The 12,997-nt window shown below is 62.0% G+C and carries 13 protein-coding genes; 4 read left to right on the top strand and 9 right to left on the bottom strand.

Annotated elements, in window-relative coordinates; all coding sequences use genetic code 11:
- Positions 1-285: 285 nt before the first annotated feature.
- Both KSS96_RS14470 and KSS96_RS14465 read left to right on the top strand, forming a co-directional pair.
- Positions 286-1,038 (top strand): OBAP family protein, encoded by a 753-nt coding sequence (locus tag KSS96_RS14470; RefSeq protein WP_065879119.1) that lies wholly within the window; start codon positions 286-288, stop codon positions 1,036-1,038.
- 128 nt (positions 1,039-1,166) lie between these two features.
- The gene (locus KSS96_RS14465) at positions 1,167-1,364 is read left to right on the top strand and encodes a hypothetical protein (RefSeq protein ID WP_068931818.1); all 198 of its coding nucleotides are present in this window, start codon (positions 1,167-1,169) and stop codon (positions 1,362-1,364) included.
- Here the strand turns inward: KSS96_RS14465 and KSS96_RS14460 are convergent.
- From KSS96_RS14460 to KSS96_RS14420, 9 genes are all read right to left on the bottom strand, one after another.
- Positions 1,314-2,300 carry an SDR family oxidoreductase gene (locus KSS96_RS14460; RefSeq protein ID WP_217854983.1) on the bottom strand — a complete coding sequence of 329 codons (987 nt, stop codon included), beginning with the start codon at positions 2,298-2,300 and terminating at the stop codon, positions 1,314-1,316. The two genes, KSS96_RS14465 and KSS96_RS14460, sit on opposite strands and share 51 nt — an antisense overlap.
- A 115-nt stretch (positions 2,301-2,415) precedes the next feature.
- Positions 2,416-4,026: a gamma-glutamyltransferase family protein gene (locus KSS96_RS14455; RefSeq protein WP_135196290.1), complete on the bottom strand. Its 1,611-nt coding sequence runs from the start codon at positions 4,024-4,026 to the stop codon at positions 2,416-2,418.
- 22 nt (positions 4,027-4,048) lie between these two features.
- Positions 4,049-4,828 (bottom strand): amino acid ABC transporter ATP-binding protein, encoded by a 780-nt coding sequence (locus tag KSS96_RS14450; RefSeq protein WP_017529063.1) that lies wholly within the window; start codon positions 4,826-4,828, stop codon positions 4,049-4,051.
- A gap of 2 nt (positions 4,829-4,830) precedes the next feature.
- The gene (locus tag KSS96_RS14445) at positions 4,831-5,607 is read right to left on the bottom strand and encodes an amino acid ABC transporter permease (protein WP_017529062.1); all 777 of its coding nucleotides are present in this window, start codon (positions 5,605-5,607) and stop codon (positions 4,831-4,833) included.
- Between the two features lie 12 nt (positions 5,608-5,619).
- Positions 5,620-6,429, bottom strand: a complete 810-nt coding sequence (locus KSS96_RS14440; protein ID WP_017529061.1) for an ABC transporter substrate-binding protein — start codon at positions 6,427-6,429, stop codon at positions 5,620-5,622.
- A gap of 63 nt (positions 6,430-6,492) precedes the next feature.
- Positions 6,493-7,164: a GntR family transcriptional regulator gene (locus KSS96_RS14435; RefSeq protein WP_135196291.1), complete on the bottom strand. Its 672-nt coding sequence runs from the start codon at positions 7,162-7,164 to the stop codon at positions 6,493-6,495.
- Between the two features lie 226 nt (positions 7,165-7,390).
- Positions 7,391-8,923, bottom strand: a complete 1,533-nt coding sequence (locus KSS96_RS14430; protein WP_217854981.1) for a sensor domain-containing diguanylate cyclase — start codon at positions 8,921-8,923, stop codon at positions 7,391-7,393.
- Positions 8,924-9,110: 187 nt separating this feature from the next.
- Entirely contained in the window at positions 9,111-9,341 is a 231-nt protein-coding gene (locus KSS96_RS14425; RefSeq protein WP_116078853.1) for a hypothetical protein, read from the bottom strand.
- Between the two features lie 106 nt (positions 9,342-9,447).
- Positions 9,448-10,338, bottom strand: coding sequence for a LysR family transcriptional regulator (locus KSS96_RS14420; RefSeq protein WP_017529057.1), 891 nt, complete (start codon positions 10,336-10,338; stop codon positions 9,448-9,450).
- A 165-nt stretch (positions 10,339-10,503) separates the two neighbouring features.
- On the opposite strand from KSS96_RS14420, the gene KSS96_RS14415 reads away from it, so the two are divergent.
- Positions 10,504-11,586 carry a 4-oxalomesaconate tautomerase gene (locus tag KSS96_RS14415; RefSeq protein WP_017529056.1) on the top strand — a complete coding sequence of 361 codons (1,083 nt, stop codon included), beginning with the start codon at positions 10,504-10,506 and terminating at the stop codon, positions 11,584-11,586.
- A 43-nt stretch (positions 11,587-11,629) separates the two neighbouring features.
- A complete protein-coding gene (locus KSS96_RS14410) occupies positions 11,630-12,943 on the top strand; it encodes a dicarboxylate/amino acid:cation symporter (protein WP_026067359.1) in 1,314 nt (437 codons plus the stop codon).
- The last annotated feature ends 54 nt before the right edge of the window (positions 12,944-12,997 follow it).

Raw genomic sequence — 12,997 nt, 5'->3', positions numbered from 1 at the left:
AACAAATCTCCTCAGGCTTATTGAAAAGGAGACGGCCCCTTGGAAGGCGCGCCTACTTTTATGTGAAGCGAGCACCCAGAGGAAATTTCAAAATAAAGCGATGCATTTCGACCAGCGGTTATGTGCCACAGGCCAAGCGAAACGGCGGCCCTGGCGTGCCGAGTGCCGTCAGCGTTATCGCGATTGAACGCCTGTTTGGCCGCACCTTCTAATGCTTGCACTGCCTGAACCTGGCAAGCGCCCCCCATGCACACCTCGATCAATCGACCATGGAAGGTATCCGAAATGAACCACACCACACTCCACGTACTCTGCCTGACTACCGCCGTTACTCTGCTCACAGCCTGTGCCGGCAATAACTCGGCCTCCAATGTCGTGGCGCCTGGTAAGGCGAAATCACCAACCCTGCAATCTCTCGACGCCGGGGCGGCGCTGCTCCAATCGCGCCCGCCCATCGATGCGCTGAACGCTTACCTGGACGGCTTCCACTTTTATAATGGCCACCCCGACGTGCAAATGGAGGCCCATCATTACTGCTCGGTGCTCAACGAAGAAGTGATCCAGTGCGTGATCTACGACGGCAATCGCAAGGATGCAAAGTTGATGGGCGTGGAATACATCATCAGCGAACCATTGTTCGGCACGCTGCCGGCCGCTGAAAAAGCGTTGTGGCACAGCCACGTGCATGAAGTGAAATCAGGCCAGTTGGTCGCACCCGGCATCCCCGAAACGGCCGAGCACGCCCTGATGGAAAAACTCGTGCATACCTATGGCAAGACTTGGCACACCTGGCATACCGACCTCAACAAGCGTCTGCCGCTGGGTGTCCCTCAGCTCATGATGGGGTTCACCGCCGACGGCCAGGCCGACCCGGACATGGTCGCCGAGCGCGACCAGCGCATGGGCATCGACAGCGCCGAAAAAAAGCAGGCGCGCATCGACATCGTCGCGCCGCCGATCGCACCCGGCGCCGACGCATGGCGCCAGGGCACTGTCATCCAGATCATCGACCCGACCGCAACGGCCCATCAGCATTGAACGCGGCGCTGGCCATCCGAGCCTGCCCGGCACGTCAGTCGATCCAAGGGAACAACCGGTCGAGTGCAGCGTCATCATTAAAAACGCGGGGCATTTGGCCCCGCTATCGCGCATAAAGGATGGCAATCATGTTCGATAAAAAAACCCGCTACATCGTCAGTTTCATCCACGACAACCAGCCGCAAAGCCGGACGCTGGAGCATGACAGCGACAGCCTCGCAAACACCGCGCTGACGCTGAACGGCTTTGGCTATCGCTGGTATCGATGCCACGGTTCAGAACCACAGCAGAACCATCGCACCGACCAGCGCCAACACCGCGGATAACGCCGACACCTGAGTGGAGCTCAGCGCCAGCGCGCTGTCGCGGGAGCGGCCGACGAAACGGCCGCGAGTGCGGTGCAGTTCAGCGCTCAGCGGTTGGCACAAGTTGTCGCCGTGGTCGCCGCTCTCATCTTCCTGGCTCATTTGGCCCGGATAGCACTGCCGCGCGAGCATATGATCGAGCAGCCCCGGGATCAGGCAACTGCCGACAATCGCCTTGATGCTTTCCATGCCCAGCCACAACTCGCGCGGCGTGCGCCGCACCACACTGAAGATCGCCCGAGCGGCCACGTCGGGGTCGTGGATGGGTGGCACCGGTTGCGGGCGTTTGTCGAGTTTGTTGCGCGCCCAGTCGAACTGCGGCGTGTTGATCGCCGGCAACTGCACCATGCACACACGAATGCGACTGCGCTCGTGCAGCAGCTCACAACGCAGCGCGTCGGTAAACCCGCGAACGGCGAACTTGGCGCCGCAATAAGCCGATTGCAAAGGAATGGCGCGATAGGCCAGCGCCGAGCCCACCTGGATGATCACGCCGCTATTGCGCGGGCGCAGCAATTTCAAGGCGGCCAGCGTGCCATTAACGGTGCCCAGGTAAGTGACGTCGGTGACGCGGCGGATTTCCTGCGCGGTGAGTTTTTCAATGGGTGAGAACGCCGTGACCATCGCGGAATTTACCCACACCTGCAGCGGGCCCAGTTGCGCCTCAAGCGCAAGGGCCGCCGCTTCAAGCGCCTGCGCATCGGCCACATCGACACTTATCGCCGTGACCGCCTGGCCGTACTGCGCCAGCTCTTCGCGCGTTGCCGCCAGAGCGGCCTCATCGCGTGCCAGCAGGCCGATGCGGTAACCGGCGGCGGCGAAACGATGCGCCGTGGCCCGCCCTACCCCCGCGCTCGCACCGCAGATCACCACCAGGCCGTTGTTCTGCTGATCCATTGCCACCTCCCACACGTTTGTGACGTCGCCTGCCCTCAACAAAATGGACGATAGGCAAACGCCGACAGTTCGATATTTTTGGAGGCCATGGTCGGCGCAGCGCCTGTGCAGCCGCTTACCACACCGCGATATGTGAGTCGGCCCTGGGCTCGGTGCCGCCGCACAGCACGCCGCTGAGCGGATCGCGCAGGATGATCTGCCCACGCCCGTAGTCGGTCAGGTCGCTGTCGGTCTGCACCTTGTGCCCGCGCCGTGCCAGCGCATTGACCAGGTCGCGGGAAGCGCCATGTTCGATGCCGACCTTCATGTCGCCCAGCCATTGCCAGCGCGGCGCGTCCAATGCCGCCTGAGGGTTGAGGCCGAAGTCCACCAGGTTCATCACCATTTGCACGTGGCCCTGGGGTTGCATATAGCCGCCCATTACGCCAAACGGCCCCAGCGCCTGACCACCCTGGCTGAGAAAGCCGGGGATGATGGTGTGGAAGGTTTTCTTGCCGGGTGCCAGGCAATTGGCATGAGTGGGGTCAAGGCTGAATTCCTGCCCGCGATTCTGCAGGGCGATGCCGCTGTCGGGCAGCACCACGCCGGAACCGAAGCCGTGGTAGTTGCTCTGGATAAACGAGACCATATTACCTTCGGCATCCGCCGTGGCCAGGTACACCGTGCCGCTGGCATGGGGGTCGCCGGGCTTGGGAGGCTGGGCCTGTTCGCCAATCTGGCCACGCCGGCGCGTGCTGTAGTCGTCGCTGAGCAGGTCGGCCACCGCCACGCGCATATGCGCAGGGTCGGTGATGTAGTGCAGGCCGTCGCTGTAGGCGAGCTTCATCGCTTCCAACTGACGATGCCAGGTTTGCTGGCTGTCGCGGTGGTCGAAGCTGAAGCCTTCAAGGATCTTCAACGCCATCAGTGCGACCAGGCCCTGGCCGCTGGGCGGGATTTCCCAAACGTCGACGCCCCGGTAATTGATGTGGATCGGCGCGACCCACTGCGCGCGGTAATCCTTGAGGTCGCTGGCGCGCAGGTAACCACCGCTGGCGCGCGAGTGCGCATCCAGGCGCTCGGCCAGGGCGCCGCGATACAGGCTTTCGCAGCGGGTGGCGGCCAGTTCTTCCAAGGTGCGGGCCTGGGCCGGGTTGCGAAAAATCTCCCCCGCCTGGGGCGCACGGCCGTTGATGAGGAACGTGTCGAACCAGGCCGCCAGCACGTCATCGCGGTGCGGGCTGAATTCGTTCAAGGCCAGCTGCCATTGATGGGCAACCACCGGTGACAACGGGAACCCCTCGCGCGCCAGGCTGATGGCCGGCTGCAGTAACTCGGCAAACGGCAACTTGCCGAAGCGTTGCGACAGCTCAGCCCAGGCCGATGGGCAGCCCGGCACGGTGACGGGAGTCCAGCCGTACAGCGGCATCTGTGGGTGCCCCGCCGCCTTGACCGCCTCGATACTCAAGGCCGCCGGCGCATGGCCGTTGCCGTTCAGGCCGTGCAACTGGCCCTTGCACCAGACCAGGGCAAACGCGTCGCCGCCCAGGCCGCAGCCGGTGGGTTCAACCACCGTAAGCGCCGCCGCCGTGGCAATGGCGGCGTCGATGGCATTGCCGCCGTTCTGCATGATCTGGATACCGGCCTGGGCGGCCAGTGGTTGGGAGGCGGCGACCATGCCGCGTCTGGCAAACACACTTTGGCGTTGCGACGGATAAGGGTATTCGTGAGCAGAGAATTTCAACATGGCTAAGGCTCTTGAAAAAGGGTCATAACACGCGGCTGAGAAACGCCCGGGTACGCGGATGGCTGGGGTGGCTGAAAATCTGTTCCGGCGGCCCCTGTTCGATCAGCTCGCCCTGATCAAGCACCACCACGCGGTCGGCCACTTCACGGGCGAAGCCCATTTCATGGGTGACCACCACCATGGTCATGCCCTCCTCGGCCAGTTCTTTCATCACCTGCAAGACCTCGCCGACGGTTTCCGGGTCGAGGGCGCTGGTGGGTTCGTCAAACAGCATCGCCTGGGGTTTCATCGCCAGCGCACGGGCAATCGCCACCCGTTGCTGCTGGCCACCGGAGAGCATCGACGGATAATGGCCGGCCTTGTCCGCCAGGCCGACCCGCGCCAACAAGCCACGCGCCTGCTCCAGCGCCGCCGCGCGCGGCACGCCGAGCACCTGGATCGGCGCTTCGATGATGTTCTCCAGCGCCGTCATGTGCGGGAACAGGTTGAAGCGCTGGAACACCATGCCGATGTCGCGGCGCTGGCGGGCGATGTTGCGCTCCGACTCGCGCACCAGGCTGCCGTCGCTGCGTTCGCGATACCCCATGGCGCGGCCATTGACGCGTATGCGCCCGCCCTGAATGTCTTCAAGCAGGTTGATGCAACGGATAAAGGTGGTCTTGCCGGAGCCGGAGGCACCGATCAGCACCACCACTTCGCCGCGCCGCACTTGTAGGGAAATGCCCTTGAGGATCTGCAACTCGCCGAACGCCTTCTGAACATCCAGGGCCTCAATGATCAGCTCTTCACTTTGGTGCGCCATGCTTAACGTCCTCTCAGCAATTTGAGGGTGCTGCGACCGAACATGCGGCTGGCGGCCGGCGGTGGCGCTGACGGTCGATCGGACTGGCCGAAGCGGTGTTCGAGCCAGCGCTGGAAAAAGCCCCACAGCGTGGTCAGCGTGAGGAAATACAGGGCCACCACCAGGTACAACTCGAACACGCGAAAGGTCGCCGAGGTGATCATCTGCGTGCTGAGCAGCAATTCCTGCACGCCGATCACGCTGACCAGCGTGGTGTTTTTGAGCATCACGTTGAACTCGTTGCCCAGCGGCGGCACGATCACCCGGAACGCCTGGGGCAGCACGATGCGCCGCATCAATTTGGCAAAGCCCATGCCCAGGGAACGTCCGGCTTCGTATTGGCCCTTGTCCACCGCGCCGATGCCGGCGCGGATGATCTCGGCCATGTACGCGCCTTCATTCAGGCCCAGAGCAATGATCGCCGCCTGGATATTGCCGGGGATCATCAGCCCGAACAGCTCGATGTCCTCGAAGCGGAAGATCCCGCCGGCCGCCAGCGCGGTGTACAAAAACACGATCTGCACCAGTAACGGCGTGCCGCGCATCAGCCACACGTAAAAGCGCACCGGCAGGTGCAGCAGCGGGTTCTTCGACAGGCGCAACAGCGCCGCCCCCAGGCCCAGCGCGCAGCCGAGCAGCATCGCCAGCACGCTGATCAGGCACGTCAGCCACAGCCCGGTGAGGTACACCCCACTGGGCTGCAGCAGGTACTGCCAGAACACATCCCAATTGAAATTCATCGTGCGGTTGCCTCAGTCGAGTGTGTCGCTGCTGACATGCCATTTGTTTAGCAACTGCACGTAGCTGCCGTCGCTGCGCATGTCGCTGATGATCTGCTGCACGGCGGCGCTCAGTTGCGGGTCGTCCTTGCGCATGCCAAGGCCTGTGAGGATGCGGCTGAACGCGGGCACGCCTTCCTGGAACAGGTCCGGGGCCATCGCGGCGTAATAGCCGGCGGTTTCCACGGTGGTGCCATAGGCATCGACCTGGCTGATGCGCAAGGCCTGGAAGGCATCGGTGTCGGTGTTGTACACCACCAGTTTCATCGGTGGCTTGCCGGCCTTGGCGAGGCTCTCGTTGTGGGCGTCGAGCAGGGTCTTGATGGTGGAGCCGTTGAGCACCGCCACTTTGTGCGTGGACAGGTCATCCAGGGTCTTGATGCCCTTGGGGTTGCCCTTGGGCACCACCACCGACTGACTGGAGTACATGTAGTTGACGATGTCGATTACCTGGCGCCGCTCGGGCTTGTCGAACAGCTGGTCGACGATCATGTCGCACTGCTGGGCGAGCAGCGCGGGCACCAGGCCGGAGAACGGAATCACCCGCCACTGCACCTGTTTGTCGCCCAGGCGTTTGGCGATTTCCAAGCCCAGGTCAATGGTAAGCCCACGCGGTTTCTGGGCTTCGTCGAAGGACACCAGGGGCGGTGAATCCATCCCCGAGCAATAGGTGAGTTTGTCGACTTTTTGCAGGCGCTCCGGCACCTGCGGTGCGGCAGTTACCCATTGGCTGCAGAAAGCGAGAGAGATAGCCACCAGCAAGGCGCGGCGTTGTTTATGCATGACCAGACACTCCAGTTCGTTGAATAACGGGGCAGGACACAACGTCAAAACACGACAGCTTTCTTAGTGTTCGGATTGCAGAAATTGAATCAGCGCCGGCACCGTGCCTTCGATGTGCTCGCGCACCACGGCTTCGGCGCGAGCGGCGTCGCCGGCGCGAATCGCATCAAGGATCACGGCATGTTCCTGACGCGCGCTGAGGGGTTTTTCGCTGTGCTGCAGCCACAAGCGCATGGGCGCCTCCACCAGCGAATACAGCGCCGATATCTGCTTCATCAGGCGCGGGCGGCCGCTGAGGCTGCACAGGTACTCGTGGAAGGCGCGGTGGCAGCGGACCCACGCGGCGCTCTCGTCGCGGTAGTCATCCATTTCGTCCAGCAGACGCTCCAACGCGGCCAGTTGGCGCTCACCGATGCGCCCGACGGCAACCCGCACCGCCAAGCCTTCAAGAGCGCTACGCATCTCGAACACCTCGTGCAGTTCTTCGATATCCAGGCCACTGACAATCGCGCCGCGGTTGGGACGCAGGGTTACCAGGCCCTGGGCATCCAGGCGCCGAAACGCTTCGCGCACCGGCATGCGGCTCATGCCGATCTCGCTGGCGATGTCCTCGGCGATCAGCCGATCACCTTTGCGGTAGCGGCCGCCGCAGATGGCGTCGAGCAGGAAGTTGTAGGCCTCCTCCTCGGCAGTGAGGGGCTGTCGACGGTCAATGTAAGCGGGAGCAAATTGCATGGGCGGGATCTCTGTATTTTTGTATCCAATTATCCACGGATACAATAAAGCAGAATCTGTGCCAGCCGACCCAGTGCCGCGTTAAGCGGCTGATTTGAATGGATTCGTTCGTTTATTCGCAGCAGAGATGGCAACCGAAGGGCGCGCTACGTGCTACCTAATGGCACAGCGACTGCCCGTTTCTGTGCCGCAAAGTAGCGGGTGAGCACTGGACGGGCTAGCGCAGTTAGCTCGCGAGTGGGTCGCCTTTTGGGGTGTCGCCCTGCAGGAAAAACCGATTGCGGCCCGCCGCTTTGGCGCGGTAAAGCGACTGATCGGCGGCTTCGACAAACCCGAGCACCGGCTGCAACTGCGCGCCAGTCGCCGTAGCAATGCCAATGCTCACACTCACGCGCGCAAACGGGCTGCCCGGATGGGGAATGTTTTCCTGGTGCAGACGGTCGAGCATCAATTGCGCCACCACCTCTGCGCCCTGGCTGCCGGTCGCGGGCATGATGATTGCCATTTCCTCGCCGCCGTAACGTGCGACCAGGTCGGACGGGCGTCGCACACACGCTTGCAATAGCGTGGCGACCGCTTGCAGACAGGCATCGCCGGCAACGTGGCCGAGCGCATCGTTGAACCGCTTGAAGTGATCGATATCGATCATCAGCAAGGCCAGCGGTAAACCGTCGCGCTGTGCCCGGCGTGCTTCCACCGCCAGTGTTTCATCGAAACAGCGCCGGTTCGCCAGGCCGGTCAGCGCATCCTTCATCGCCAACAGTTCCAGTTGCCGGTTCGACTCAAGCAATTGTTGCTGAGCGATGTGCAACGCCGCTTCCGCGAGGGTGCGTCGGCGTATGTCCAGCAGCAGGAGCCAGCCGATCAGCCCGGTCAACCCCAAAAGCCCCGCCACCACCACCGCCGATAGCGCCGCCTCGGTGCGCCATGCGGCGAGCGCTTCGTCCTTGCCCAACGCCACGGTGGTGATCAGTGGCAAGGTTTCGCTTTTGCGATACGCATACAGCCGCTCCACGCCATCCAGGCTGGAGGTGTACGAGGCGGTGCCAACGGATTGCTCGACCAGGTATTTGGCATAGATCGGCGACTTGGAAAAGTTGCGGCCCATGTCCTGCTCGCGGAAGGGATAGCGCACCAACAAGGTGCCATCGGTGTAGGACAAACCAATGGCGCCGTCCCGGCCGACGTCAATTTTGCCAAACACGCGCAAGAAATTCTCCACCCCCAGCGTCACGGCCACCACCCCGGCGAACTGCCCCTGAGCGTCATTGAAGCGACGGCTGATGGTGATCACCCACTCCCGATTGGAACGGCTCTGGATCGGCGGGCCAATAAACGGCTCACGGCTGGGATCGTCGCGATGGTGAATGAAATAAGCACGGTCGCGGCTGTTGGCCCCCACCGGAATCGGCCGGTTGGACGACATCAACCAGCGCCCCTGATTGTCATAGAGCGTGATGCCACTGAGCTGCGGCATCAAGGGCAGCTTGCGGTTGATCAGCGCACTGATTCGCTGGATCTGCGCCGGGCCATCGCCTTCGGTTTCCAGGCGCTCGACCAGCCCGAGCAACAACAGCGAGCTTTGCCGCACGACGCCTTCGGTGTAGGTGTTCAGTGCCTGGGTCAGGTTCAAGCCATGAACGTCTACCTCGGCCAGCGCCCGCTCACGGGACGACAGGATTTTCCAGACTGTCAGCGAGGTCAGCGAGCAGCCAATCATCAGCAGCAAGAGCATTACAAGGCGGGTATCACGCTTCACATCAGTACCTTAAGGAAGTCCGGTTTCCATTCCAGCCATCATTTGAACATCGGCACTTTACGGTGGCCACGTGTTCCCAGGCGCGAGCATACAAGCAGTGCGACGCGGCCGCAGCAACAGAGTGCGTGCTCGCACCCCCTTATTGATCGGGCTCAACGCATGCTCCAGGCCAAGCGACGCCTGACGTTCAGTCAGCTGCGTCGTTATCGGACGAGGGCACGCGGTCAATCCCGGGAGTGCCGTTGGCAGGCTTGGCGCTGTCTTCGCCCGCGGGAGGACTGCTCTCGGGGTGGTCCCAATCGGTTGTCGCGTTAGGGTCTTCGTCACGGCCGGCTGTACCGATCACGCAGCCGTCTTCGTTGGGTGTGCCAGCTTCTTCAACGGGCCGGTACTGTTGGTTGGATGGCTCATGTTTCATGGAAAAATCTCCAGTTCACAGGATAGGAACCCGTTTGGAGCGACCGCTGAAGACCAAGTGCAACGAAAAGGACGAATGGCATGGGCGCAATGCCTTTAACCGGTGACTATTGCGGCCATTGTTCAAGCAGTATCGAAACGAATTTTTCCGCCGCCGGCGACAGTGATGCCCCGCGCCGGTAAACCAGGCCCAACGAACGGTTCACCACGGGTTCGATGAGCGGCACGCTGACCAAGGTCGGGTGATCGTGGGAAGGCATGGCCAGGCTTGGCATCGCCGAAACGCCCAGCCCGGCTTCCACCAGGCCCAGCGACGTCGAGAGGTGTTGCACCTCGTAAAACCACTGCGGGCGCCAGCTCAAGCCAGACAGGGCGTGATCCAGCAGCATGCGGTTGCCGCTCAGGCGCCCGACTCCGATCAGGCGGTAATCGCTCAGTTCAGACCAGGTGACCGACGTGCGCCCGGCCAACTCATGATCACGCCGGCAGGCCAGCACGAACGGCTCTATCACCAAGGGTACGAATTCGATATCCGGGTGTTGGCCACTCATCATGTTGATACCGAAATCGGCCTCCCCGCGCAGCACCGCTTCAAGCCCCTCGTTGGCGCTCAAGTCCAACAGGCGGATGCGGATTTTCGGGTAGCGCTCGTTGTACAGGCGAATCACCGACGGCAGGAAATAGAACGCGGCCGTCGGGATACACGCCAGGGTGACCCGGCCGATCTGGCGCTCGGCGAGTTCGCGGATGTTGAGAATCGACTCGTCGAAGTCATCCAGCAGGCGGCGCGCCTTGGGCAGAAAGTCGCGGCCGACGCTCGTGAGGCTGACCTTGCGCGTGGTGCGATCAAGCAATGCGGTGCCCAACCCTTCCTCGAGTTTTTTAATGCGGCGGCTGAGCGCGGGTTGCGACAGGTGCAATGCATCGGCGGCTTCGTGGAAGCTGCCCAGTTCGGCGATCTTCACGAAAGATCGAATATCGTTGAGCTCATAGTCCATGGCTGTTCTCATCGGCAGAGGGCGACGGGAGGTAATTTAGCGCACATTTTTCATTCGTCAAACGCAATAATCCCGTCAATCTTTGCATTGGAAACATTTCTGAAAGCTTGAGACTCTTGCCTCCAGAGCATCAATTACCTCGATTGATCAACAAGAGTCAGTCCCATGCAAAGAATTCCCTGTGTGCTGATGCGCGGTGGCACCTCCAAAGGCCCGGTTTTTCTCGACTGGGATTTGCCGGCGGCCATTGAGGCCCGTGACGAACTGCTGCTTAACCTGATGGGCTCCGGCCACGAGCTGGAGATCGACGGCATCGGTGGTGGCAGCCCGCAAACCAGCAAGGTGGCGATTGTCAGCCCGTCGCTGCACCCGGACGCAGACGTGGATTACCTGTTCGTTCAAGTGATGGTGTCGCAACGCCGGGTCGACAGCGCGCCCAACTGCGGCAATATGCTGTGCGCCGTCGGCCCGTTCGCCATCGAACAGGGCCTGGTCAAAGGCACGCCGGGGCGCACCCGGGTACGCATTCGCAACGTCAACACGGGCACCTTTATCCATTCCGAGGTGTACACACCGGAAGGTAAAGTCAGTTATGAAGGCGACACCGCCATCGACGGCGTGCCCGGCACCGCAGCACCGGTGCAATTGACGTTCCTCGACGCAGCCGGCAGCAAGACCGGCAAACTCTTCCCCACCGGCAACACGCAAGACGTGATCGAAGGCATCGCGGTGACCTGCATCGACATGGCAATGCCGATGGTGCTGATCCAAGCCAGCCAACTGGGCAAGCGTGGCGATGAAAGCCCGGCTGAACTGGACGCCGATAAAGACTTCCTGCGCCGCCTCGAGTCATTGCGGCTCAAGGCCGGCCTGGCCATGGGCCTGGGCGATGTCAGCGACAAAGTGATTCCCAAGCCAGTACTGGTTTCGCCGGCCAAAGCCGGCGGTACGATCCAGGTCCGCTACTTCATGCCGCATAACTGCCACCGCGCCCTGGCCATTACCGGCTCGATTGGTTTGGCCACCGCCTGCGTGGCAGACGGCAGCATCGTCGCGCAGATGCTCGGCGGGGTCAGTACGCCGCGCCTGGAGGCGGTGCGTATCGAGCACCCCAGCGGCGGGATTGATGTTGTATTGTCCTACACCGGCGTCAAGGGTGAGACCATCCAGGCTTCCGTCGTACGGACTGCGCGCAGGCTTTTTTCCGGCTACGTCTATGCCACGGACTCGCAGCGCCTCGCCGGATAATCTCGGCGGCCGTTGGCATTTTTGCATCCGCACAATTCTAAAAATGGGTGATGCCATGAAAGTTGTTAAATCGCTCTACTTCCAGATTCTCTGCGCCGTGGTGTTGGGCATCGTGGTCGGACACTTCTGGGCCCAGCAGGCCATTGCCCTCAAACCGCTGGGTGATGCGTTCATCAAGCTGATCAAGATGATGATTGCCCCCGTGGTGTTCTGCACCATCGTCACCGGCATCGCCGGGATGAGCGACAAACGCTCGCTCGGCCGCCTGCTCAGCAAAACCATGCTGCTGTTCTTCGGGCTCACGGTGATCAGCCTGGTGATCGGGCTGGTGGCGGTGTACGTGTTCCAGCCGGGTGCCGGCATGAACATCGACCCCAGCCAACTGAGTACCAAGGGCCTGGCCCAGTACACCGAGTCGGCCGCGAAGCTTGGGGTGGTGGAGTTTTTCATGCACATCATCCCCGACACCTTTATCGGTGCCTTCAGTAAAGGGGAAGTGCTGCCGGTGCTGTTTATCGCGGTGTTGTCCGGTTTTGCGTTGTCGTCACTGGGCGAACGTGGCAAGCCGGTGCTCGACGTACTCGAATCCGCCTCGCACATGGTGTTCAAGATCTTCGCCTACCTGATGCGTTTTGCGCCGGTCGGTGCTTTCGGCGCCTTGGCGTTCACCGTCGGCCAGTACGGCATCACCTCGCTGGGCTCGCTGGCCAAGCTGATCATGACCTTGTACATCGCCTGCGGCTTCTTCGTATTCGTCGTACTGGGCAGCGTTTGCCGCGCCAACGGTTTCAGCCTGTGGAAACTGCTGCGTTACTTTCGCGAAGAGTTCCTGGTGGTACTCGGCACGTCGTCCACGGAACCCGTCATGCCGCGCATGCTGGAGAAACTCGAAGCGCTGGGGTGCAAGAAAGGCGTGGTGGGCCTGGTGCTGCCCACCGGCTACTCGTTCAACCTGGACGGCACGGCTATCTACCTGTCGCTGGCGGCGATTTTCATTGCCCAGGCCTGCAACATTGACCTGAGCCTGACGCAGGTCATTACCATGCTGGCGATCATGCTGCTGTCCTCCAAGGGCGCGGCCGGCGTGACCGGCAGCGGGTTCGTGGCACTCGCGTCGACCCTGACGGTCATTCACGACATCCCCTTGGCCGGCCTGGCGTTGCTGATCGGCGTTGACCGCTTCATGTCTGAAGCGCGGGCCCTGACCAGCCTGGCCAGCAACGCGGTCGCGACGGTGGTGATGTCGATGTCTGAAAATGCCTGCAACCGCGAAACGCTGGCGCGAATGCTCGACGCAAAGCCCGATGCGGCCCAGGCAGAAGCCTGGGAAGACCTGAAGGTCGCCAAACGCGTCTAGCGCCAACCGCAAACACCTACCCCTGACTTGACCGAGCCCCCCTCCCCGCCAGGC

It is taken from the genome of Pseudomonas asgharzadehiana, assembly GCF_019139815.1.
GTDB lineage: Bacteria > Pseudomonadota > Gammaproteobacteria > Pseudomonadales > Pseudomonadaceae > Aquipseudomonas > Aquipseudomonas asgharzadehiana.
This window is presented reverse-complemented; position numbering and strand designations above follow the sequence as displayed.